Source organism: Paenarthrobacter sp., assembly GCF_031180005.1.
Lineage (GTDB): Bacteria > Actinomycetota > Actinomycetes > Actinomycetales > Micrococcaceae > Arthrobacter.
Window position 1 is genome coordinate 106,841 of sequence record NZ_JAPSHI010000002.1, and the last position, 23,447, is coordinate 130,287.

The window sequence follows — 23,447 nt, forward strand, 5'->3', positions numbered from 1 at the left end:
TGGCCATGGAGATGGTCTCCAGTTATTCCGGGACCAGGGCGTTCCAACCCAACTCGTGTTTGATGCGGAGGCGCAGCCAGGGCAGCGCCCCTGGTGCCGGCGGCCTGGTAGCGGCTCACGACAATGGCATTGTTGGGGTCATTGCCGTATGCCTCGATGTGAAAGCCGGGACGTTGGGCCTGTTCACTGCTATGCGGCCAGTGGCGCCGCGCGGTGACGCGGCGCCACTGAGTGGTTTGGTGATTACGGCGTAGACGCCACGTGGTGATGCCGGTATTCCTCCGTGCTTGGCCTGATCGCCAGAGCGGTAACCACCAAGGCCACTGCGCCAGGAATCCACGCGCTCCAGGCGGCGCCCGTTGCCGAGGTGAAACCCCCCACCCACGGTGCCAGCAGGAGAGCTACTGCAACTATTGCCTGGGCCCACTCAGCGGCGGGCATGCCGGGCATTGCCAGGTTCACGGCACCTCCAATGACCAGCAGGACGCCGAGCGTGACCATGATCGCCGACGACGATCCTTCCGGCGTGGTCCAAAGGACCGACAAAGCTGCATAGGCTCCGGCAGCGACAACAGTCCAGTCCTGCCATCGTGTCCATTTCTTCATGTGGATCCAGCTCCTTCTTGTTCTCTGACACTGCACTCTTCGCCGGGTGCTTCGTGTGCCCTGTTCTTCCAGCGTCGGCACATGGACCCGTTCTCAACAGGGCCGAAAGTCACGGGCCGATGGAGGGTCCTTGGACCCTTGTGGCCAAGGGGTGCAGTCAGCAAGAATTTGGCAGAGCCGCCCGCCCGGGCCAAAGAGAATGCGGCCATCAGCCGCCGGACAGGAGAATCATGGATCGCCCAGAAACAGCCGGCCACACCACCGGTGTTTCACCAGGAGAACCAATCCGGGTGTTTATACTCGATGACCACGAATTGGTCCGTAGGGGTCTCCAGGAGCTTTTGGAAGGTGAAGGTTTCGTGGTTGTCGGCATGTCCGGGTCCGCCGAGGAAGCGACGCGCCGTATTCCTGCATTGCACCCGGACGTCGCTGTTCTTGATGCACGGTTGCCGGACGGGACGGGAATTGAGGTTTGCCGGGACGTGCGTTCCGTTGACCCTGCATTGAATTGCCTCATCCTGACCAGTTACGACGACGAACAGGCACTCTGCGGGGCTGTCCTTGCCGGTGCTGCCGGGTACGTCCTGAAGGAAATCGGCGGAATGGACCTGCTGGGTGCCCTGCGTAAGGCTGCCAAGGGCGAGTCGTTGTTCGATGAGGCAGTCAAGACGAGGATCATCGAGGGCCTCACGGAGCCCAAGAAGGAGGATCCCCGAGTCTCGTCACTCACCCCGCAGGAGCGCCGGGTCCTTGAGTTCGTTGGACAAGGTATGACCAACCGTCAGATCGGTGAGGAAATGCTGCTTGCCGAGAAAACGGTGAAGAACTACGTCTCATCCCTGCTGGCCAAGCTCGGATTTGAACGTCGAACCCAGGCGGCGGTTTTCATGGCACATTCTCCCGACGAGGACGCCGGGACCCTGCGCTGAGGGATCAGGCCAACGGGACCGACCATGTCAGGGACGTCCCCTTGCCTGGAGCACTGGTGACAGTGCACATGCCGTTCATTTCCGCAGCGCGGCGAGCCATGTTCGTTAGCCCGTTCCCCGGGGTGGGATCCTTGAAGCCGCAACCATTGTCCATCACTTCAAGGGTCAGCCGGTTATTGTTCACCGCCACCGATATATCGATGGACCGGGCTTCTGAATGGCGTACGGCATTGCTGAGGCTCTCGGAGACAACAGCCAGCAGGTGTTTGATCATGGTTTCGTCGGTCAGGGAATCAACGGGGCCGGCCAAGGTCAGATGTGGCGCGTAGGGCAAGGATTTGGCACCGGCCTGTATCGACTGGAGGATGCGGCCGCTCAGAGGCTCTAGCTCGTGGGTACTGGCTTGAAGGGAATAGATGGTGTTGCGTAGATCACGGATGCTGGTGTCCAGCTCTTCAGTGACAGCGTCGATCCTGTTCAGGGCAGAATCGCCCGTAGTAAACCGGCGGAGGCTCTGGATACTCAACCCTGCTGCGAAAAGTCTTTGTATCACCAGGTCGTGGAGATCCCGGGCGATCCTGTCCCGGTCCGAGAACACCATCACTTGTTCCCGGAGCCTATGAATTCGTTCCAGTGCCAGCGCGAGGGCCACGTGCGAGCCGAAGACCGCCCCCATTTCGACGTCGGTCTTGGAGAAATTGCCTGTGCCTGGATTACGGGCAAGGATCAGGAGGCCATGATGGGCCCCTTGGGCACTGAGATCGATAATAAGGAGCTTTGCTGGCCCTGCATTGCCCGCTAGACCAAGGAGATCCTCGGAGTCATCAAGGCAAACAGGCGTCCCGTTTCGTCCAACCCCACGGACTTCGGGGGCATCCATTGTCAGTGACATGCCAGCGAATTCAGTGCCGGATTCCCCAGCCGTACCAGCGACTACATGCGGCCCTCCCGGGGAAGAGGGAACCAGGATCAAGGCGAGATGGGATGCCGATTCCCGTAGAGCCCTGGCAGCGATCAAGTCCAAAGCTGAGTTCTCGGCCTGATCCATCTGGTCGCCGCCGAGCATTCTTCCTGTGACGTCCATGCAGGCTTCGAGCCAGGAAGCCCGACGTCTGGCATCTTCATACAGGCGGGCGTTCTCGATTGCCACGCCGGCCGCCGCAGCCAAAGCCACGGCAAGGTCTTCATCCTCCGGCGTGAAGTCTCCGCCCCCGTCCTTTTCGGTCAGGTAAAGGTTCCCGAACACCACGTCCCTGACACGCACCGGAACTCCGAGGAACGACTTCATGGGCGGGTGGTGCTGTGGAAATCCGTAGGCGTTCGGGTGTTGGCCCAGATCATGGAGGCGAAGTGGTGCAGGCTCGGTGATGAGCAGGCCGAGTACACCGTGTCCGGTAGGAAGCGGGCCGATGCGTTGAGCGAGTTCCTCGTCTATCCCCACGGTGATGAAATGACTGAGTGCGTTGTCCTCACCAAGGACGCCCAGGGCCCCATACCGGGCCTGAAGCAGTTGGCAGGCGGAGGTCACCACGCGGTTGAGCACCGCTTCGAGACTCAGGTCCTCCGCTACGGCGACAACTGCTTCGAGCAGACCCCGCGTTCTTTCCTGTGCTTGCAAAAGCTCCCCGGCGCGCCCAACGAAGTCCTTCAACAGGTCATCAATGGGGATCCGCGACTCGGGCTTGGGCTGACGGGGCTCAGGAGCTTCGGATTCGTTCACCAATGCCTTTCGAATAATGCATGAAATTCTCCGACGGGGCCGGAAGGCTCCTTGCTGCCAGACTACTCTGGCGTTTCTGAACGGGCTACGGCGCGAGGCATGTGTGGGCCTTTGTGCCCTGTTGCCCCGACGCCAGCAGACCTACGGTCTAACCATGACGAATAAACCCACTGTTCCGGAAGCTGAGATCTTGGACAACAAGCAGTGTTGGGAGCTGCTCCGCAGTGTCTCGGTGGGCCGCCTCGCAGTCTGGGTGCAGGACCATCCCGACATCTTTCCCATCAATTACAAAGCAGACCACGGCACGCTTGTCTTCCGCACCGGCGAGGGGAGCAAGCTCCACGCCGCCCTCACCTCCACACCGGTAGCGCTGGAAGCTGACGGAGTAGACCCAAATTCGGGAGTTGCGTGGAGCGTGGTGGTCAAAGGAACGGCAGAGAGCATCAAGCTGACCCAGGAAGTGCTGGACACCGTTGGTCTGCTGCTCTTCCCATGGCAGGCCGGGCGGAAGGATCATTTTGTCCGGATCGTTCCCACCTCGTTGACCGGGCGCCGCTTCAAAGTGACCCCACCGCTGACGTGGTGGAGTCCGCTCGACGACGCCACCCGGGCCGGTTTGGAATGAAAACAATCTTTCCAGTGAACTATGTGCTGCACCCCCTTGAACGACGCTCGCCTGGGCGTGTTCCACTAGCATCCACGCCCGGTGTTTCAGCCAGGCACTACAAGGACGGACTAACACAATGAAGGCTCTCGTCTACGGTGGCCCCGGCGAAAAGTCCTGGACAGAGGTTCCGGATCCCGTCATCCTGCACCCCACCGACGCAATCGTGCGTATCGACACCACCACCATTTGCGGTACGGATCTGCACATCCTCAAAGGAGACGTGCCTGCGGTCCAGCCAGGACGCATCCTCGGGCACGAAGGGGTAGGGACCGTCACCGATGTTGGGAGTTCAGTGAGTTCACTCCGCCGGGGGGACAGAGTGATCATCTCCTGTATCAAGTCATGTGGGCATTGCGGCAACTGTAGGAAGGGCCTGTTTTCCCACTGTCTCGGTGACGAAGGACAAGCTGGAACCGGTTGGATCTTCGGCCACCTCATCGACGGTACCCAGGCCGAATCCGTTCGGGTTCCCTATGCCGAGAACTCCCTGCATAAAATGCCCCACGGCGTGAGCGACGACGAAGCCGTGATGCTCTCCGACATACTGCCTACGGCCTTCGAAATCGGCGTCCAGGCCGGGCACGTGGCCCCGGGAGACGTCGTGGCCATCGTGGGGGCGGGACCCATTGGCCTGGCGGCCATGGCAACAGCCGGACTCCACGGTGCAGCCACCGTGGTGGCCATAGATCCAGACGAGGGCCGCCTCGCCAAGTCCCGCGACTTCGGAGCCACGCACACGGTCAATCCCAGCAACCCCGAATGGATTGCGGACGTTCTCGCCCTCACTGATGGCGCCGGGGTGGACGTGGCCATGGAAGCAGTCGGACTACCGGAGACTTTTGACATGGCCTTGCGCTTGGCCCGCCCCGGCGGGCACGTAGCCAACATCGGGGTCCACGGAAAATCCGTCCAACTGCCCCTCCAGGATCTGTGGATTCAAAACATCAACATCAGCATGGGACTGGTCAACACCAACACCACCCCGATGCTGCTTCGCCTGGTGGCCCAACATAAGCTGCCCGCCGACAAGTTCGCTACGCATCATTTCGGGCTGGAACAGATCATGGATGCCTATGACACGTTCTCGCGTGCAGCGGAAACGGGGGCCCTGAAGGTAGTTCTGAGCCGAAACCCTCATGACTGATTCGCGGACATGAGACGACGGCTGCTGCAGCTGTCCTTGCGCTTTCCGCTAGTGACAGCAACCTTGGCGGTGCTCGTCGCCGTCGCGGTCCTGACAGTCACAGGACAAATTCCGGCAGCGCAAGGTCTGGCGATTATCTTTGCCCTCGGTGTCGCCCTCTACCGGGCCGGCACCATGATCAAAGGGCTCCTGCACGGACGCTGGGGCATAGACCTCCTGGCCGTAATGGCCATCTGCTCGACTGTTGCAGTGGGGGAGCACCTGGCATCCCTGATCGTGGTGCTGATGCTGACAGGCGGCGAAGCGCTGGAACAATTCGCCCAAGGCCGCGCTACCAAGGAGCTCCGTGCACTCCTGGATCGGTCCCCACGGAACGCGCACCGTGAACGGCCAGGCCCGCCCGTGGAGGATATCTTGGTGGATGCCGTGGTTCCGGGGGACGTGCTGCTGGTCAGGCCGTCAGAGTTGGTTCCGGTGGACGGTACCTTGCTGTCCGACGTCGGAATCTTCGACGAGTCAGCGTTGACGGGCGAGAGTCTGCCTGCTGAGCGAACCAAGGGCGAACTGCTGCTCAGCGGCTCGATCAACGGGGCCGATGCCGTGCGTATGATGGCCACGGCCACCGCGGCGGATTCCCAATACAGCCAAATAGTTGCCTTGGTCCAGGAAGCTGCGGCAAGCCGCGCGCCGACGGTACGGCTCGCGGACAGATATGCGGTGCCGTTCACTCTGGTGGCCTTGGTGCTGGCCGGCGCTGCGTGGTTCTTCAGCCAGGATCCGGGACGGTTCGCTGAGGTTTTGGTGGTAGCCACCCCGTGTCCTTTGCTGATTGCCGCACCTGTCGCGTTCCTCGCGGGGACCAGCAGGGCCGCACATGCCGGCATTATTATCAAAAACGCGGGGACGCTTGAGCAACTCAGTAGAGTCAAAACCGCCGTCTTCGACAAGACCGGGACTCTCACCCAAGGCAACCCTTCCCTGGCCGGAATCCGGGTAGCCCCAGCCTCGAATCTGTCCGAAGACTCCCTGCTGCAGTTAGCCGCATCCGCCGAGCAGTATTCCACCCACGTCCTGGCTGCTTCAGTCATGGCAGCCGCCCGCGCGCGCGGCTTGGCGCTTGTACCGGCAGCGAGCGCGAGCGAACACGCCACAAACGGGGTGACGGCCGCCTGCGGAACCCACCACGTGGTGGTGGGAAAGCCTGCCTACGTCGGCTCCCTGGTGAGCGGCTTCGAGAAGATGCCACTGCCTGGAGGCCACCTCGGGATTTACGTCGGCGTGGATGGCCGGTTTGCCGGCACTCTGATCATGAGCGATCCATTGCGGCACAATGCGGAGGCCACCCTGACGGAGCTCCGCAGACTGGGAGTCGTGGAGACGATGCTCCTGACCGGAGACACTGCAACGACAGCCCAACACATCGCCGCGGAGGCGGGGATCAGCAACGTCATTGCCGAATGCCTGCCTGCCGACAAAGTTACTGCCGTTGCCGCGCTTCCGCTCAGGCCCGTGATGATGGTGGGCGACGGCGTCAACGATGCCCCGGTACTGGCAGCGGCCGACGTCGGCATCGCCATGGGTGCCAAAGGCGCCACTGCGGCCAGCGAGTCGGCGGACGTGGTGGTTATGGTTGACGACCTGTCCAAGGCTGCGGTCGCGGTTGGCATCGGGCAGCGTACCCTTCGAATCGCGCGAACCAGCATTTGGACTGGGATACTGCTGAGCCTCGGCCTGATGGTGATGGCCTCGTTAGGCATGATTCCGGCTGTCGCCGGGGCGCTGCTGCAGGAGCTGGTGGATCTTGCCACCATTCTCAACGCCCTCAGGGCTTTGGGTCCCGGACGGTCTGTTGCCTCGGTGCGCGCCGCGGATAACCGCGGGGTCAATACCGCGCCGGCTCATCACCGAGTTCAAAGTGGCGGCCATGGACCCGGGTAGGGGTGATCTCCACGTAGGTGTATTTTCGCGTCGGAATCCATGGTTTGAGGGGCAGCTTGTCGGCCTCGTCGATCTCAGATTGTGACTCGATCACCCTGGCAGTCCCCTTAAGGACAACGCTCCAGGCTTCGGCGTCGACGATCTCTTCCACTTCGAAGGCAACCTTCTCATTGACGGTCAGCTCAGCGAGCTTTGTTCCCGGATTCGTCCTCAGAAGCAGCCGCTGCTTGTGGGCGATGAAATTCAGTGGGTAGATGTCCGGTTCACCCAGGACGCTGACTGCCAAGCGACCATGCTGGTTGCGTTCCAGGACTTTCCATGAGTCGGCTTCGGATAGGACGGTTCCGGGACGTTCGTCGGTTTCCATGGGTCTCTGTCTCCTGGGTGGTTTGGTGGCTGCTGGCGAATTGACATGTTGCCGTTGGTTTCGATGCTCCCGAGCCTATGACCGGCTCCCCGTCCCCAACAGAGTCCAAGGTCCCGAGGGCGAAAGCTGCCATCATGACCTTCGACTCTGGTGTTGAGGGCCTCCAGGGTGGAACCTGAAACATCGGATGATCGGCCCGGAGGGATTCACCATGGTCCAAGGCGTTTATGTTTTGTCCGTTGCACCGGAAGCAGGCAAATCACTCGTGGTTCTGGGCTTGGCTGACGCGTTGCACCGCAGAACAGGCCGTCTGGGTTTCTACCGGCCAATCGTGAACGGCAGAGATCCGGCCGATGACCCGCTACTCCGGATGCTTAAGCGGCTGTACAAAATGGAGTCATTCCGCTGCAAGGGCGGAATGACTCTGGCTGATGCCCGGGCGGCACTGTCGGTAGGCCGCGAGGACGAGGTTGTTTCCCGGGCCCTCGAGGAGTACGGACGCATCGCCGAAGAATGTGACGTGGTTGTGGTGGACGGTTCGGACTTGAGGGGCCAGGACGGTGGTTGGGAGTTTGACCTGAACGCGCAATTGGCCAACAATCTCGGGCTGCCTGTTCTTGCTGTCATTGGGGCACAGGGCTTGAATCCCCGGGAGAACACACAGGCTGTGTCCGACGCGTTGCGGCAGCTCGCCGCAGCCAGATGCACGGTGTTGTCGGTCGTGGTTAACCGCGCCCAGCCAGCAGGCATCGACACGGTCCGGGGCGCCCTTCGGACAGCTACCGGAAAGCTACCTAGCTATGTGATTCCCGAGGTTGCAGAAATATCAGCACCCACCGTGGCCGATGTGGCGATGTCGTTGTCGCTTGAACGGCTCTCGGGCAGCGCAGAACTGGACCGGGACGTGGGCAGCGTGCAAGTGGCCGCGATGACCGTAGAGAACTTCCTACGGGTACTTGAGCCCGGGAACCTGGTGATTGTTCCCGGGGATCGCACTGACATCGTCATGGCTTGCATGGCCTCTGCCTTGTCACCGGAGCTGCCCACAACGTCCGGAGTCATCCTGACCGATGGCCTGGTCCCTGCAAGCTACGTGCTGCCCTTGGTGGCACATGCGCCCTTCCCTGTCTTCGCCGAAACAACGGATACCTACACAACGGCTCAACGGGTCTCGCACGTCCGCAGTGAAATCCACACGGGAGAAAGCCGCCGGCTCGCTGCAGCGTTGGGCGTGTGGGCCCGCTCCATCGACGAAACAGAGTTGCTGGAACGTCTGGCGCTGCCGCGCCCGGCTACCATGACGCCGCTGCGCTTCCTCAATGACCTGGTGGAACGCGCCCGCCAGCAGAAGAAGCACATCGTTCTGGCGGAGGGTACAGATGGCCGAGTATTGCGAGCGGCGGAGATTCTGCGACGCAGGGACGTTTGCCGCGTGACGCTTCTTGGGAACCCGTCGGCGGTCCGGGAGCTAGCCGATGCTGAGGGCATAGACGTAGGTGGTATCACCGTCATCGACCCCGCCCACTCGCCATTGCGTGATCGATTCGCGATGGAATATCAGCGGTTGCGCGCCCACAAAGGCGTGATCCTGGAACGGGCCAGGGAAGTCATGCTCGATGGCGCCTACTTCGGCACCATGATGGTCCACCTCGGGGAGGCCGACGGAATGGTCTCCGGAGCGGCGCACACCACGGCCAACACGATTCGGCCGGCCCTGGAGTTCATGAAGAGCCAGCATGGCAACGGACTGGTGTCCTCGGTGTTCTTCATGCTGTTTCCGGACCGCGTGCTGGTATACGGGGATTGCGCTGTGGTGCCGGATCCAACGGACCGGCAACTGGCGGACATTGCGCTCGCATCGGCAATGACGGCGGCGCAGTTCGGCGTCGAGCCCAGGGTGGCTATGTTGTCGTACTCTACTGGCGTATCCGGCGCCGGAACGGCGGTGGACAAGGTCAAGCGTGCCACGGACATGGTGGCGGCTGCCCGGCCGGACCTTGCGGTGGACGGGCCCATACAGTACGACGCCGCGGTGGATGCAGCTATCGCGAGTTCAAAGTTGCCGTCCTCTGCTGTCGCGGGAAGGGCGACAGTCTTCGTCTTCCCTGACCTGAACACGGGCAACAACACCTATAAGGCCGTGGAGCAGTCTTCCGGTGCCGTCGCCGTCGGGCCTATTCTTCAGGGGCTCCGCAAACCTATCAATGACCTGTCCAGGGGATCGACGATCGAGGACATCATTAACACTGTCGCCATCACTGCTGTCCAGGCGCAAGGGGAGAGTTAGCCTTTGTCGTCCTGAGTGACTACCAGGACCGGGCACTGCGCGTGGGCCGAGCAAGCCCGGCTGACGGATCCAATGGGCTGACTGAGGAATCCGCCCGAGCCCCGTCTGCCCACCACCAGTAGTTGTGCCCCACGGCTTTCCTCGACGAGGACCTTGGCTGGCTCGCCGAACTTCACGGTCACTGTAAGATCCTCCGGACGGCCGGACCCGAATGCGCGTTCCAGTCCCTGGTCCACCAGCCGTTTGGCGGTCTCCTCAAGTTCGGTGGTGAAGCGTGTCAGTTCGGGTTCGAAGAGGGAGGCCATGTAGTAGTCGGACATTCCAATACAGGTGATCACATCCAGAGGGCCTCCCAACGCGGCTGCCATTCGACCGGCCATCTGCAAGGTGTTGGAGGAATATTCGGATCCATCGACGCCTACAACGATCCGATCGGAGCGCGATTGTGTATTCATGGGACCAGCCTGCCTTCCGCGTAGCCGCCCCACTAGGGTCGAAGGGCATGGATCCGGCAGACTGCCTTACCGGGGGAAGGCCCCTCCGTGACGCAGCCGTTTGTAGAGCCAGTCCGCGCCCAGTACGCCGGGGATTGCCAGGAGCGCGACTGCGAGGCCAGGCAGGGGAGGCGGCGCCTCCATGGTAACCATGACTGCAAAGATCCTGAGCATGAGTTGGCGATCAAGGAAAGACTCCACCGGGGAACTGCTCGCGTCTAGGGTCGAAGGGCACGGCAGGGAGGGACCTTCTGCCCTATGAGCGTATCGACGGAGGGGTTAGGCTCACCCCATGGAGAACACATCAATGGATTCAGACACCAAAGAGCTCAGTGTCCACGACTGTTGGAAGTACCTTCAATCGGTGTCCATTGGCCGGCTTGCCCTCATCAACGGCGAAGAGCCCGAGATCTTTCCAGTGAACTATGTGCCTAATTACGGAACGCTTCTTTTCAGGACGGGACCGGGGACGAAGCACGATGCCTTGCGTGAAGGAGCGGTGGTAGTTCTGGAAGCCGATGGGTTCAACCGGTATGGAACCATCGCCTGGAGCGTCATCCTCAAGGGGAGGCCGGAATTTGTCACCCAGCCTGAAGACATCCAGGAAGCCGTGGATGCGGGGTTGTCGCCGTGGCAGCCTGGCTCGAAGGACATTTTGGTGAGGATTACGCCCACGGAAATCAGCGGTCGCCGGTTCGTTATTGCACCTCCATCGAAGTGGTGGCCGCCGCTGGATCCAACGGCCTCTGACGCTCACGACGGCGAAGCTCAGTAGGCGGTGCCCGGCACCTCTGGCTTGGGCCGGGTCAGGATAGCAGGGCACTGCACATGCAGGAGCACATGCTGGGCCACGGATCCCAGCAGTACGCTCAGACCTCCCCGCCCTTTGCAGCCCATGACCAGCAGCTGCGCTTCTCTTGCAGCAGCTATCAGCGCCACGCCGGGGCCATGGGTGGTATTCAGGACTTCCCTTACGACGAGGGCCGGGAACTTTAACTTGACCCGCCGGACAGCCTCGCTGAGGACATCCCCGCCCTCTGCAAGTCCGGCTTCGGGACCTGTCGCATGGACAACGATCAATTCGTCATCCAAACGCTGAGCCTCCCCGGCCCCCTGATCCAAGGCATCCAATGACTCAGCGGAGCCGTCAACGCCAACCACAACACCGCTACGCCTTTGAGGTTCAATCCCCGGGACAACGGCGACGTCGCACTTGCTGGTGACCGCCACTTGGAAGCTGACAGAACCGTATCCTTGCCCTTCTGTCCCTGGTGCTCGGTCCGTGCCCACCACCACCATTGCGTAGGCCGGTGACAGGGATGCGATCGTTTCGGCCGGTTCGCCAGATAAGCGTTGAGTCGTAATGCCCAAGCTGGGAAAGGCAGCCGCAAGCCGCTGCGCTTCGCTTTCGAGGAGGTCCTCAGCGCGGCTTAGAGCCAGTTGACGGTCCGTTTCCCGGGCGTAAGCCCACTCCCCGGGAACCACATGGACCAGGGCCAGGCCAAGATCAAGGGAAACTGAGCGAGCCGCCGCCCAGTCCGCCACATGTGTACCCGCTCGGGAGCCATCCAGGGCAACCAGAATCTGCATCTTCACGAACCGCCGTACCTTTCGGATTACCAACGATAGTGCTCTCCACTATCGGCGGGGAGGCCCGCCGCGGCAAGGGTCGGAAGGCCCTCCCACTGAACGGTTCTGTGTATTAGGGTCCACAGCAGAGACATCGCCACTAGCTTGCCCGCGGAAGTGAGGGGGAACATGCGTGTTCTTGTGCTGAATCCCGGCTCCTCATCGCTGAAGTACCACCTGCGTGACACTGTAGCTACCAGCCCGGCTGCTGCCCTTCTTGCCTCCGGGCAGGTCGATTGGCCACCGGATGAGCGCTCCAGCGCGACCCGCCTGCACGCTGCCTTCGAAGAGCTGAAAGACACCATGAAGAACCTCGGATCCGTGCATCCAGAGGCGATCGGACATCGAGTAGTCCATGGTGGCCTGCGGTTCAGCACCCCGGTTCATGTCACGGCGGAGGTAATATCCGCCATTGAAGAACTAAGTCCCCTGGCGCCGCTTCACAACCCGGCAAGTGTTGCCTGCTTCTATGCCGCCGGCAAACATTGGCCCGCCCTCCCACAAGTGGCTGTCTTTGACACAGCGTTCCATCGCTCCATTCCGGAGTTCGCAGCCCGCTACGCCATTCCGGATGACGCATACCGGGAGCATCCGGTGCGGCGCTACGGCTTCCACGGCATATCGGTGGAAATGGCGTGCAGGGAAGCAGCTGAGTTTCTCGGAATTCCGGTTTCGTCCTTGAATGCGGTGGTGGCACACATTGGCAACGGGGCGTCCGTCACCGCGGTAAGGGGTGGTCTTAGTGTGGATACTTCCATGGGAATGACCCCCTTGGAGGGGCTCGTCATGGGCACGCGTTCAGGAGACCTGGACCCCTCCGTGGTCCTCTTGCTGCAACACGAAGGCGCAACTGCAGATGAAGTTGACCACCTTCTGAACCACCAATCCGGGTTGTTGGCCCTTACAGGATCCGCGGACATGCGGGTTGTTGAAGAAGCTGCGGGCCGAGGCGAAACTCGTGCTCGTCTCGCAATCGAAATGGCGTGCTACCGGCTCGCCAAGTACATAGCTTCATACTCGATGGTGGTTGGTCGCCCCCACGCATTGGTGTTCACCGGCGGCGTTGGGGAGAACTCGGCGATTTTCAGGGCGAAAGTGGTCTCATGGCTGGGAACCCTGGGCCTCAGCATTGACGAAGACCTGAACGCTGCTACGTCGAAAGACCTCCGTGTAGTCAGCACCCGGGCCTCCGGTTTTCCTGTGCTGGTAGTACCCAGCGACGAAGAACGCGCTATAGCGGACTCGACGGCGGCGCTGCTCACCGGAACCGCCGGGGAAGGATGATGTTCATGTTGCCACTGTCACTTCATTCCGGCGGTACCAGCGTCGGACAGCCTTTTCGGCCTCGACGATGAGCAAGACAGTAGACCCGACAGCGATGCACGTCAGCCATTCCCAGGCGGTCAGTGGAGTGATCTCCAGAAGTCCCGCAGTGACCGGCCAGGTCATTGCGGCCCAGTGCAGGCCCAAGGCGCCGAGCGAAGTAAAGAAAAGCGGTTTGTTGGCCAGTAAACGGAGTTGGAAAAGTGACTTCATTTCGGCCCGGGAACTGAATACCTGAAAGAAGCTCAGCATCACGAACATGGTCAGTGCCATGGTCCGTGCATGAATCTCTTGGTACCCGGCATTGAGTTCCACAATGAAGGTCAAAATCACCGCAAGGGCCATCCACGCGCCTGTTATGCCGGCCCGGAACCACAGAGTGCGTGACAGCAGTCCCTCTGACGCTGGACGCGGCGGACGGCCGAGCTCATCGCCTTCTCCCGGCTCGAAGGCCAAGGCAATGTCTTGCACACCATTGGTCACTACGTTCATCCACAGCATTTGGACCGGAAGAAACAGCAAGGGCGTCTCTGCGAAGACGCTCAAGGTAACGGCCAGCAAAGCTGCGGCACCGGTGGACAGCAGGAAATAGGTGGTTTTGCGGATCGCCGCAAACGTAATCCGACCTTCCTCCACAGCATGGACGATGGTGACGAAATTATCGTCCGTGAGAATGATGTCCGCGGCTTCGCGTGCAACGTCTGTTCCAGACCTGCCCATTGCTACGCCGATGGCGGCGGACTTTAGGGCAGGTGCGTCATTGACGCCGTCCCCTGTCACTGCCACAACTTTCCCCGCGCCCTTGAGCGCTTCCACGATCCTCAATTTGTCTACAGGCGAGACCCGGGCCGCCACGCTTGTCTGTTCAAGCCGGGCGGCCAGCATGTGGTCATCCAAGTTCGCCATCTCGGTTCCCGTCAGGGCCGGTTTACCGGACGGCATCCCCAAGCGGTCCGCGATGGCCACGGCGGTGACAGGGTGGTCGCCGGTAATCATCATCACTTTGATGCCAGCCCGCCGGCATTTCTCCACCGCTGCCGCCACCCCGGGCCGCGGCGGATCAGTCATCCCTTCCATGCCAAGGAACGTCAGCCCGGACGGTGGAGGCAGTGGCTCGACAGCGTCTTCATCATGGGCAATTACTCGGGAGCCTGTGGCAATAACGCGGAGTCCGTCCCGTCCCATTTCCTCGTTGGCCCCATGGATCCGGACAGCATCCAATGGAATGTTGCCAGCAGGGCCAGCCAGATGAGTAGATGCATGCAACAAGGCTTCCGGGGAACCTTTCACGTAGAGGACCCGTCGGCCGTGCGCCTCCCGCCGAACCGTCTGCGAATACCTGAAATGCGGTTCGTATGGCTGGTGGGCGACCGGTACGGCGGTGCGATCCGACTCAATGACGGCACCGCGGACGACGGCAGCTAGGGCCATGGCCGCATCCACGGCGTCGCCGGAGTACTCAAGGTCCTCTTCGTCTTCGGCGGAGAGCGTAGCTTCATTGGTCAAAGCGCCCGCGCTCAACACCGACCGGACCAGAGGCGGGTCCGCCGAGCCGCCGTCGTCGTCTCCGTCTGTGAGGTCCAGCATGCCCGCGGAGGTCCACACGCGCTCGACTGTGAGCCGGTTCTCTGTGAGCGTCCCGGTCTTGTCCGAGCCGATCACGTCCGTGGATCCCAGTGTCTCAACTGCCGGCAGGGTGCGCACAATGGCGTTCCGCCTGGCCATCCGGGACACGCCCAGGCTTAGCGCCACTGTCAGGACGATTGGCAGTGACTCGGGGATGGTCGCCACGGCCAGCCCGACGGCGGTGCGGAACATCGTGGACACATCATTCCCCAACACCAGGCCCGCAATGAAGATGAACACCAGAGCGCCGAGCACAATCATGCCGATTCGGCGTTCCAGGCTGTGGGTAAGCAGCTGAAGGGGCGACTTACCGGAAGGCCCCTGGATGAGCGCATTGATCTCACCCAAGGCAGTACCGGCCCCCGTGGCTATGACGATCCCCCTGCCCCGGCCGCTGCCTACGAACGTGCCGCTGAACGCTATGTTCGCCTTGTCAGCATCCCCGACATCTTCGGGCAGCGGCACGGAACGCTTGGTGGCGGCAAAGGACTCGCCCGTCAGCATCGACTCGTCCACTTGCAGGCCGTTGACTTCGAATAGACGGAGATCAGCCGGAACGCGTTCGCCGCTCTCCAAGAGGACCACATCGCCGGGCACGACATCCCGGCCGGGCACCACTTGCCCGTAGCCCTCTCGCAGGACCCGGCACGACGGCGTCGACATCGCCTGGAGGGCGCGTACGTCGGCCTCCGCCTTGCGCTCCTGAACGAACCCCAGAGCGGCGTTTATGGTCAGCACCAACAAGATAGCGCCGGAGTCCACCCAGTGCTGCTGTATCAGGGTGACAATTGCGGCAACCAACAGGATGCCAATCAGCGGACTGATGAATTGCCTGATCAGCACACGCCACCATGGCGTGGCGCCCACGAAGCTCAGCTCATTGGGCCCCACCTCAGCCAGTCGCCGTGCAGCCTCCTCGGTACCCAAACCTTCGGGCCCGGAGGTTTGCGCAGCGAATACCGCCTCGGAACTCATGGCGTGCCATGGCACGGACTTCATGGGGCGGGGAGCTGATGCCGCGAACCGGGCTGCCATAGCCACAGTCTCCCCGCACACACTCATTCCGGCAAGCAATAGGGGCGCTATCAGCGTCCCACTGGTTCCTCAGGGGCGTTCGGTACCGGGGCTGGCACTCCTGCCCGCCTATGCCGACCCGCCGCTGGCAGTGATCCGGTTCGGGACCACGCCTTGGTCCGCCGCGGTGAGGTCTTCCGTAATGGTTGTGGCGAAGTTGGTCATGGCATCCCAGCCAACAACCCAGCTTCCAAACGCTCAACGTCGCCGCGGCAGCATAACTCGGTGGCCGGCGTCATGACAGCGGCGCTCCCGGCGGCGACTGCAGCTTTGAAAGCCTCCTCGGCAGAGCGGCCTTGGGCGAGGCGCAGCACAAAGGCGGCAAGGAAGCTGTCACCTGCACCCACGGTACTGACCACCTTCACTGTCGGAACTCCCAGACGGACAACGCCGGACGTTGAGGCCAGTACGGCACCTGCCTCACCCAGTGTGAGAGCCACGTACTCCGCGGAACCACGGGCGATCAGCGTGGAAGCCGCTTCAACCTGGCTCTCAGGACTGTTGAGTTCTTCCCCAACGTACTCTTCCAATTCCCGCCTGCTGGGTTTGACCAGAAAGACCCCCTCTGCCAGTGCACCTCTGAGGGCAGGCCCGGAAGTATCCACAATGCACCTTGCCCCGCCCTCCTGTGCCAAGCGGACCACCCGCGCGTAAAAATCGTCCGGCACTCCTGGCGGCAGGCTGCCGCTAGCCACAACATATCCACCAGGCGGAACCGCTTGGATAACAAGGTCCAAACACGCACGCCATTCATCTTCGGTGAGCTCGGGGCCTTCCAAAACAAAGCGGTACTGCTTGCCCGTAGACGTCTCGTCCACGGTGAAGTTTTCCCGTGTACTTCCCTGAACCGGCACTACAACGCTGGGAATGCGCTCGGCTTCGATAAGACGTCGATAGGCCTCACCAACGGGACCGCCCGCGGTGTAGACGGCAATGCTTCGTCCACCGAGCCGCTGGATTACCCTCGATACGTTGACTCCACCGCCGCCGGGGTCCACGCGGCTAGTGCTGCACCGGAGCTTATGGGCGCCGACCACTTGTTCCGTTGAAGTGCTGATGTCCAATGCGGGATTTAGTGTCAGAGTGAGAATCTGTTGGGCGCTCATGCGCTGTGAGGCTTCCATGCGCCCAGCATAGGGACCCACTACCAGCGCTTGCTACAAGAACATCCCGTTACGAGAAGAAAGCTACCGCATCAAGCGCGCAGGGTTACCCGCCGATGGCTTGCCCTGACTTTGCAAGAGGGAAGCCGGGCCTCTAGGGTACTAAGGAAGCTTACCTTTTGGTTGAGTGCAGAATTCGGTTTGCCCATCACGTCGAGGAGAATGCGAAGTGCCAGTCGAGGACAACATCAAGATTCCAGGTGCTCCTTCAAGTGAGCGCCCAGCGGTTGACGAGCCTACAGTCCCAAGGGAGCCGTTGTCGCCGAAGCCTGATCAGCAGGGTCCGGAGGCCGTATCACCCACGGGGAGCCCCACAGGGGCGCCTATGAACTCACGGGCCCAGTCGGGCCAGTACCTGACAACGGCCCAAGGTCTGAGGCTGGGTGATACGGACCATTCGCTGAAGGCTGGACTGCGGGGCCCGGTTTTGCTGCAGGATCATCACTTGCGTGAGAAGATCACGCATTTCGATCACGAGAGAATTCCGGAGCGCGTGGTTCACGCCAGGGGCGCAGGCGCGCATGGAACGTTTCGCTCTTATGGCACGGCATCAAAAATAACCAAGGCAGGGTTTCTGGCACCGGACGTAGAGACCCCGGTGTTTGTGCGCTTCTCCACCGTTTTAGGATCCAGGGGATCCGCTGATACGGTCCGTGACACGCGTGGATTCTCAACGAAGTTCTACACGGATGAGGGCACTTACGATCTGGTAGGCAACAATATTCCGGTCTTCTTCATTCAGGACGGGATCAAGTTCCCGGACATCATCCACGCGGGGAAACCGCACCCTGACAGGGAAATCCCGCAGGCCCAGAGTGCGCACGACACGTTCTGGGATTTCGTTTCACTGCATACCGAGGCGCAAGCCCACACCATGTGGAACATGTCGGACCGCGGAATTCCCCGCTCCTACCGGACCATGGAAGGGTTCGGTGTCCACACTTTCAGGCTGGTGAATGCCGATGGTAAGACGACTCTGGTGAAATTCCACTGGAAGCCGAAGCTGGGTGTCCATTCATTGGTGTGGGAAGAAGCCCAGATCATCAACGGCATGGACCCCGATTTCCACCGTCGTGACCTGGCCGATGCGATCGAATCAGGTGCCTACCCCGAGTGGGAGCTTGGCATCCAGACCTTCCCGGACACAGAAGATCAAATGTTCGAAGGTATCGACCTCCTGGATCCGACCAAGTTTGTCCCTGAGGAGCTGGCGCCGGTCCAACCGATCGGACTGATGACCCTGAACGCCAACCCGAGTAACTACTTTGCCGAGACCGAGCAGGTGGCGTTCCATCCCGGACACCTGGTCCCGGGCATCGATGTGACCAACGATCCTTTGCTGCAGGTCCGGCTCTTCTCCTACCTGGACACGCAGATTTCGCGGCTGGGCGGCCCGAACTTTGCCCAGATTCCCATCAACCGTCCCCACGCCCCGGTCAACGACATGCTGCGGGACGGGATGCACCAGACAGCGGTGCATGGGGGAGCGGCCCCGTACCACCCGAATTCCCTCGATGGCGGCTGCCCGTTCATGGCGGGTCAGGACGTGGGGGCTTTCGTGGACGTTCCTGAGGAAGTCGCGACAGCAATAAAGGAACGGCGCAATCCTGCGTCCTTTGATGACCATTTCAGCCAGGCCCGCCTGTTCTTCCGCAGCCTGACGCCGGTAGAGCAGGACCACGTGATTCAGGCCTATACGTTTGAGCTTGGCAAGTGCTATGAAGCGGTGATCCGGGAACGGCAACTCATGGCGCTGGCTAACATTGACGCCGGGCTTTGCGCTGCCGTCGCCAAGGGTCTCGGGATGCCGGCTCCCACGGCCACCGTTCAAACACCGGACGTGGAACCCAGCCCCGCGTTGTCCCAGATTGGCGGGAAGTGGCCTGTTGCTGGCCGCGTCGTGGGCATCATCGCGGACAGTGACAGTGACCTATCGTTGGTAACCGCAGCACGCGAGTCGCTTGATGAGGCAGGCATGGTCCCGCTGGTCATTGCACCATCGGGCGGCGCGTTCGAGCCTGAACAGGGTCCCGCACTGACTATTCAGAGGAGCTACCTCACCGCGCGCTCTACCGAATTCGACGCCGTCATTGTGGCTGGCGGAGGCATTCCATCGGCCGACGCCATGCCGGGCCGCGATGCGAAGGCCGGTGAACCCGGGGCGACCCTTGACCCGCGGGTGGTTCTTATGGTCTCTGAAGCTTTCCGTCATGGCAAAGCCATTGGTGCCTGGGGTTCAGGTGCCGCAGTTCTGGACGCGGCCGGCGTCCCTCAGAATGCCCCTGGCATTATCAGTGGAGAAGGTCCGGACACGGTAATTCCGGCGGTCCGGGAGTTGCTCTCTGCACACCGGGCGTGGGAGCGGTTCCCTGCGGTGGGGACAGCTTCGTAGCGGACAAGGCTGAGCGCTAAGAATCACGACGGCGGGTGCCGACCATGCGGGTCGGCACCCGCCGTCTTTGATACCTTCGCGTACTGGGAACAGGGGCTGGACGCTAAGGTGGCGGCCCGGCAGACTGAAAGGCCAAGCAAGGACAAACTAGTCACCGCGAGAGAGGCCCGATGGAGCACCTCAGGCGATTTGGGGAGGAATTTCTCAAGGCGCTGAGGAATCTTGTGCCGATTGTGGCTGTGGTTGTGGTGTTCCAGGTGTTGGTCTTCCGGTCCGTTCCCGACGCACCACTAACGTTGCTGTTCGGGGTCTTGGTCGTTGCAGTGGGGATTGCCCTGTTCCTGCATGGACTTGACCTGAGCATTTTCCCGGTTGGTAAGAACCTTGCCAACCAGTTCGTTCGCCGCGGTGCTTTGAGGCTGTTGCTGCCTTTCGGGTTTTCCATCGGGTTCGCGGCCTCTGTTGCCGAGCCGGCGGTTATCGCGGTAGCCGAGCAGGCTCAACTGGTCAGCGGGGGCCGGATCAACGGCTTGGTTCTGCGCTTCATTATTGCCATTTCCGTGGGGCTGGTCATGATCCTGGGCATCCTTCGTGTCCTGCGGGGCTGGGCGGTCCACAAGCTCCTCATCGCCGGTTATGCCGTTGTGCTGGTTCTGAGCTATGCGGCTCCGGCTGAGATCATTGGACTGGCGTATGATTCGGGCGGCGTCACAACGAATATAGTCAGTGTGCCTCTCATCGCCGCCATAGGTCTGGGCTTGGCGAGTTCGATCAGGGGCCGCAGTCTCCTCTCGGACGGCTTCGGCCTGGTGGCTCTGTGCGTGATGGTGCCCATGATCGGGGTTCAGCTCTACGGGACCTGGGTGTATGCCTTTGGCGGTGCCGGAGCAGAAGTACCGGCTGCTGATCCAGAGGCGGACGCCGGCGGTTGGGTTGTAGGGATGATTCTAGGCCTGGCGTCCATGGTCAGGGAGGTACTGCCGATAGTGGGGGTGGTCCTGTTCTTCCAATACGTGGCCCTGAGGCGAAGGCTGGCACATCCGATGCGGGTCGTCGTCGGATTCGCCATGGTGCTGGTAGGGCTCTATGCCTTTGTTGTTGGACTCAGGCTGGGCCTTTTTCCCATTGGGAAACTCATGGCCGAGCAACTCATTGAACAGGACATTCCTGTCCTGATTGTGCTGTTCGGCCTTCTGATCGGCTTCGCCACCACCATGGCCGAACCAGCCCTGCTGGCCATCGGTGAGCAGGCCGAGGTTGCCGCGCCGGGGCGAATCAGTGCAACCGCCATGCGGGTGATCGTCGCGGTCGGGGTAGCGTTTGGCATAGCTTTCGGCGTGTACCGCATTCTGGTGGGCGGCCCGTTCCACTACTTCATCATGGCCGCTTACGCGGTGGCTGTGGTGCTGGTCTTTTTCGCCCCGAAGTACATCATCGCCCTGGCGTTCGATATGGGCGGCGTCACGACGTCGGAAGTGACGGTGCCGCTGGTGACAGCCCTGGGCATTGGCTTGGCAGCGGCGGTGGAGGGAAGGGACGTGCTCATTGACGGATTTGGGCTGATCGCGTTCGCGTCGGTCTTCCCGGTTATATCCGTCATGGTGTATGCCATGGTGGTGGAGAGATTTCCCCGGCTAAGGAGGGAAGCGGCATGAAGTTCACCGCGATATTGGTCATTGCCCCCGATGACCTTGAGGATCAGGTCATTGAACACGCTCAACGGGCCGGCGCAGCCGGAGTGACCATCCTGCAAGGAAAGGGCATTGGCGGTGAGGCCAGAAAGACGTTCTTTGGACTGACCTTCGAAGGAATGCAGTCCGTATTGCTGATGGTGGTGGGGACCCACCTCAGTGCCCCGATCCTGAAGGAACTGCACCACGTCCTGGTCCGGGGGACCGAAAGTCGAGGGCTGGCGTTCGCGGTGCCTATCGAGCACTTGACAGGAATAGACATCCGGCAGGTGGTTAAATTCGAGGATCACCTGCGTCAGGACGACACCTAAGCGACACAAGCCCTTTACTAGCCCCCAGCAAGGAGGAAGCATGCTCACAGTCAAAGACGTGATGGTGGAAGAGGTGGTTACGATCTCTCCCTACAGCACCCTTCGGGAGGCGCTCTCCATGATGAAGGAACGCCAAGTGAAGAGCCTGGTGGTGGACCGACAACATGCCCACGACGCCTACGGCCTCCTGAGCTATCGGGAACTGCTGGACACCGTGGTGGCCCAGGGGGGTGATGTGGACCTCCTGAACGTCTACGATGCCGCGACGATCCCGGCGATTACCGTCAACGAGCACTTGTCGGTGCGGCAGGCGGCCGCCTTGATGAGCCGATACCACCTCAGCCGACTGGTGGTAGTGGAAGGCAACGCACTGGTTGGCCTGCTCGCCATGAACGACATCCTCGCCCGCCGGATGGAAGAACTGAAGTAGGCGGTGCCACGAGGCCCGGGCCCGGGAGCGCCTTGTACGTCGATGCTGCCTCTTCCGAGCGGGCGTCCGGCCCCCTAACTGACTCGACGGCCTGCCCTAAGGCTAATCACGCAATCGGCGGCCGCGATTGACTCATCGTCGTGGCTGACGCAGGCTACGGCCGCGCCGCTTTTGGCTTCTTGGGCAAGCATGGCCCTGGTGCGCTGTCGGCTCTCCATGTCCAAACCCGCGGCGGGTTCGTCCAGCAGGAAGATGCGGGCTCGGCGGGCGATGCCCTGGGCAAGCAGGGCGCGTTGGCGTTGACCGCCGGACAGGGCATTGAAGGGCGATGACGCGAGGTCCGAGAGTTGCACGCGGGCCAAAGCCTCGGCAATCCGTGCTTTCCGCTCCATGGTTCCGATTTTGGGCGCTCGGCCTGTCGCCTTACCCCATGTTCCCATTTTCACGACGTCATAAACGGTGAGGGGGAGTGCTTCAGGGATTGTTACCCGTTGGACCACCAGTGCGACGGCATCATCCCGGTACACCGTGCCTTGGGAGGGTTTGCGCACGCCTGCAAGGATTTCCACGAGGGTGGATTTCCCTGCCCCGTTGGGACCGGCAATGGCCGTGACTTTGCCCCACTCAAGGTCGAGGTCGACGTCGAGGAGGGCGGGACGTTCCCCGAAGCTGAAGTGGAGATTGCGGGCGCGGAGGGCGTAGTCGGAAGGAGTCACACCCCATTCTACTTCCTTTTGATAATGAATCTCAATATGCTCTACAGTGGCTGAGTGCACTGGCTTACTGAACCGTTTACCGCAGATTTCTTTCTTCGCGCCCTGATAGGGGGCGTGCTCGTCGCGGTGATCTGCGGTGTCGTTGGTACTTGGGTGGTTATTCGCGGAATGGCGTTCCTTGGCGAAGCTATCGGCCACGGGATGCTGCCTGGCGTGGCTTTGGCGACCGTTGCCGGTGCCCCTGCCATCGTTGGTGGAGCGATCAGTGCAGTCATTATGAGCGCAATGATCAGCCTGCTGCAGCGACGCGGCCGATTGTCATATGACACCAGCATCGGTTTGCTGTTCGTATCAATGCTCTCCCTCGGGGTGATCATCGTGTCCCACTCGCGCTCTTTTGCGACAGATGCCACGTCAATGCTTTTCGGTGACATCCTCGCCATGGACGAGGGGGACTTGACGGGACTGTTCATCGCGGTAGGTGTCACAGTAGCCATCGCGGCTGTTCTGCACCGCAGCTTCGTGGCCGCAGCTTTCGATACCCGTGTTGCCTCGACCTTGGGTTTGCGTCCTCATTTTGCCCAGTTGGCTTTGGTGGCATTGGTGACGCTTGCTGTTGTCTCCTCCTATCAGGCCGTTGGGTCTTTGTTGGTGGTGGGGCTGCTGCTCGCGCCGGCAGTGGCTGCGGCTCCTTGGACGCGAAGCATCCCCGCCCGCATGGTGGTTGCGGTCGCTTTCGGCGCGTTGGCGGTGGTCCTTGGCTTGTTGTGTTCCTGGTACGCGGGCACTGCGGCAGGAGCTTCCATTGCGATGGCGGCCATCTTGTTGGCTGTCGTCTCAGGTGCGGGGGCTCGCTTGAACCGCTGGCAAGGCAGGCAGGAAACCTTACTTCATGAGCCGGAACCGGCCCCTATTTCTTTATCCCTCACTGGAAAGTAGT

21 protein-coding genes are annotated in these 23,447 nt (G+C 61.4%); 12 read left to right on the forward strand and 9 right to left on the reverse strand.

Annotated features, from left to right (window positions below; all coding sequences use genetic code 11):
- Nucleotides 1–243 precede the first annotated feature (243 nt).
- Nucleotides 244–606: an SPW repeat protein gene (locus tag RIF72_RS02830; protein ID WP_309073350.1), complete on the reverse strand. Its 363-nt coding sequence runs from the start codon at nucleotides 604–606 to the stop codon at nucleotides 244–246.
- A 230-nt stretch (nucleotides 607–836) separates the two neighbouring features.
- Between RIF72_RS02830 and RIF72_RS02835 the strand changes: the two genes are divergently transcribed.
- Nucleotides 837–1,535, forward strand: coding sequence for a response regulator transcription factor (locus RIF72_RS02835; RefSeq protein ID WP_309073351.1), 699 nt, complete (start codon nucleotides 837–839; stop codon nucleotides 1,533–1,535).
- A 4-nt stretch (nucleotides 1,536–1,539) separates the two neighbouring features.
- On the opposite strand, the gene RIF72_RS02840 is transcribed toward RIF72_RS02835, so the two are convergent.
- Nucleotides 1,540–3,255 carry a GAF domain-containing sensor histidine kinase gene (locus tag RIF72_RS02840; protein ID WP_309073352.1) on the reverse strand — a complete coding sequence of 572 codons (1,716 nt, stop codon included), beginning with the start codon at nucleotides 3,253–3,255 and terminating at the stop codon, nucleotides 1,540–1,542.
- Between the two features lie 154 nt (nucleotides 3,256–3,409).
- Between RIF72_RS02840 and RIF72_RS02845 the strand changes: the two genes are divergently transcribed.
- The 3 genes from RIF72_RS02845 (at nucleotide 3,410) to RIF72_RS02855 (ending at nucleotide 7,004) form a co-directional block, all read left to right on the forward strand.
- The gene (locus tag RIF72_RS02845; RefSeq protein WP_309073353.1) at nucleotides 3,410–3,880 is read left to right on the forward strand and encodes a pyridoxamine 5'-phosphate oxidase family protein; all 471 of its coding nucleotides are present in this window, start codon (nucleotides 3,410–3,412) and stop codon (nucleotides 3,878–3,880) included.
- Nucleotides 3,881–3,998: 118 nt separating this feature from the next.
- Complete coding sequence (locus RIF72_RS02850) at nucleotides 3,999–5,066, forward strand: zinc-dependent alcohol dehydrogenase family protein (RefSeq protein ID WP_309073354.1); 1,068 nt, start codon at nucleotides 3,999–4,001, stop codon at nucleotides 5,064–5,066.
- Between the two features lie 9 nt (nucleotides 5,067–5,075).
- Nucleotides 5,076–7,004: a heavy metal translocating P-type ATPase gene (locus RIF72_RS02855; RefSeq protein WP_309073355.1), complete on the forward strand. Its 1,929-nt coding sequence runs from the start codon at nucleotides 5,076–5,078 to the stop codon at nucleotides 7,002–7,004.
- Here RIF72_RS02855 and RIF72_RS02860 read toward each other — a convergent pair.
- Nucleotides 6,949–7,371, reverse strand: a complete 423-nt coding sequence (locus tag RIF72_RS02860) for a pyridoxamine 5'-phosphate oxidase family protein (protein ID WP_309073356.1) — start codon at nucleotides 7,369–7,371, stop codon at nucleotides 6,949–6,951. The two genes, RIF72_RS02855 and RIF72_RS02860, sit on opposite strands and share 56 nt — an antisense overlap.
- 211 nt (nucleotides 7,372–7,582) lie before the next feature.
- On the opposite strand from RIF72_RS02860, the gene pta reads away from it, so the two are divergent.
- Complete coding sequence (gene pta, locus RIF72_RS02865) at nucleotides 7,583–9,658, forward strand: phosphate acetyltransferase (protein ID WP_309073484.1); 2,076 nt, start codon at nucleotides 7,583–7,585, stop codon at nucleotides 9,656–9,658.
- Here pta and RIF72_RS02870 read toward each other — a convergent pair.
- Both RIF72_RS02870 and RIF72_RS02875 read right to left on the reverse strand, forming a co-directional pair.
- A complete protein-coding gene (locus RIF72_RS02870) occupies nucleotides 9,655–10,113 on the reverse strand; it encodes a universal stress protein (RefSeq protein ID WP_309073357.1) in 459 nt (152 codons plus the stop codon). The two genes, pta and RIF72_RS02870, sit on opposite strands and share 4 nt — an antisense overlap.
- Before the next feature lie 66 nt (nucleotides 10,114–10,179).
- Nucleotides 10,180–10,305: a hypothetical protein gene (locus RIF72_RS02875; RefSeq protein ID WP_309073358.1), complete on the reverse strand. Its 126-nt coding sequence runs from the start codon at nucleotides 10,303–10,305 to the stop codon at nucleotides 10,180–10,182.
- A 139-nt stretch (nucleotides 10,306–10,444) separates the two neighbouring features.
- Between RIF72_RS02875 and RIF72_RS02880 the strand changes: the two genes are divergently transcribed.
- The gene (locus RIF72_RS02880) at nucleotides 10,445–10,927 is read left to right on the forward strand and encodes a pyridoxamine 5'-phosphate oxidase family protein (protein WP_309073359.1); all 483 of its coding nucleotides are present in this window, start codon (nucleotides 10,445–10,447) and stop codon (nucleotides 10,925–10,927) included.
- Here RIF72_RS02880 and RIF72_RS02885 read toward each other — a convergent pair.
- A complete protein-coding gene (locus RIF72_RS02885) occupies nucleotides 10,921–11,742 on the reverse strand; it encodes a universal stress protein (protein ID WP_309073485.1) in 822 nt (273 codons plus the stop codon). The genes RIF72_RS02880 and RIF72_RS02885 overlap by 7 nt on opposite strands.
- A gap of 168 nt (nucleotides 11,743–11,910) precedes the next feature.
- Between RIF72_RS02885 and RIF72_RS02890 the strand changes: the two genes are divergently transcribed.
- Complete coding sequence (locus RIF72_RS02890; RefSeq protein ID WP_309073360.1) at nucleotides 11,911–13,065, forward strand: acetate/propionate family kinase; 1,155 nt, start codon at nucleotides 11,911–11,913, stop codon at nucleotides 13,063–13,065.
- 3 nt (nucleotides 13,066–13,068) lie between these two features.
- On the opposite strand, the gene RIF72_RS02895 is transcribed toward RIF72_RS02890, so the two are convergent.
- Both RIF72_RS02895 and RIF72_RS02900 read right to left on the reverse strand, forming a co-directional pair.
- The gene (locus tag RIF72_RS02895) at nucleotides 13,069–15,765 is read right to left on the reverse strand and encodes an HAD-IC family P-type ATPase (protein ID WP_309073361.1); all 2,697 of its coding nucleotides are present in this window, start codon (nucleotides 15,763–15,765) and stop codon (nucleotides 13,069–13,071) included.
- 200 nt (nucleotides 15,766–15,965) lie between these two features.
- Nucleotides 15,966–16,928: a 1-phosphofructokinase family hexose kinase gene (locus tag RIF72_RS02900; protein ID WP_309073362.1), complete on the reverse strand. Its 963-nt coding sequence runs from the start codon at nucleotides 16,926–16,928 to the stop codon at nucleotides 15,966–15,968.
- Nucleotides 16,929–17,136: 208 nt separating this feature from the next.
- On the opposite strand from RIF72_RS02900, the gene RIF72_RS02905 reads away from it, so the two are divergent.
- The 4 genes from RIF72_RS02905 (at nucleotide 17,137) to RIF72_RS02920 (ending at nucleotide 21,791) form a co-directional block, all read left to right on the forward strand.
- Entirely contained in the window at nucleotides 17,137–19,359 is a 2,223-nt protein-coding gene (locus RIF72_RS02905; RefSeq protein ID WP_309073363.1) for a catalase, read from the forward strand.
- 224 nt (nucleotides 19,360–19,583) lie between these two features.
- Nucleotides 19,584–21,014 (forward strand): DUF1538 domain-containing protein, encoded by a 1,431-nt coding sequence (locus tag RIF72_RS02910; protein ID WP_309073364.1) that lies wholly within the window; start codon nucleotides 19,584–19,586, stop codon nucleotides 21,012–21,014.
- A complete protein-coding gene (locus RIF72_RS02915; protein ID WP_309073365.1) occupies nucleotides 21,011–21,361 on the forward strand; it encodes a P-II family nitrogen regulator in 351 nt (116 codons plus the stop codon). The genes RIF72_RS02910 and RIF72_RS02915 overlap by 4 nt, the downstream gene beginning before the upstream one ends.
- A 40-nt stretch (nucleotides 21,362–21,401) precedes the next feature.
- Nucleotides 21,402–21,791 (forward strand): CBS domain-containing protein, encoded by a 390-nt coding sequence (locus RIF72_RS02920; protein ID WP_309073366.1) that lies wholly within the window; start codon nucleotides 21,402–21,404, stop codon nucleotides 21,789–21,791.
- 74 nt (nucleotides 21,792–21,865) lie between these two features.
- Here the strand turns inward: RIF72_RS02920 and RIF72_RS02925 are convergent, their stop codons facing one another.
- A complete protein-coding gene (locus RIF72_RS02925) occupies nucleotides 21,866–22,507 on the reverse strand; it encodes a metal ABC transporter ATP-binding protein (protein ID WP_309073367.1) in 642 nt (213 codons plus the stop codon).
- Nucleotides 22,508–22,561: 54 nt separating this feature from the next.
- On the opposite strand from RIF72_RS02925, the gene aztB reads away from it, so the two are divergent.
- Complete coding sequence (gene aztB / locus RIF72_RS02930; protein WP_309073368.1) at nucleotides 22,562–23,446, forward strand: zinc ABC transporter permease AztB; 885 nt, start codon at nucleotides 22,562–22,564, stop codon at nucleotides 23,444–23,446.
- Nucleotide 23,447 lies beyond the last annotated feature (1 nt).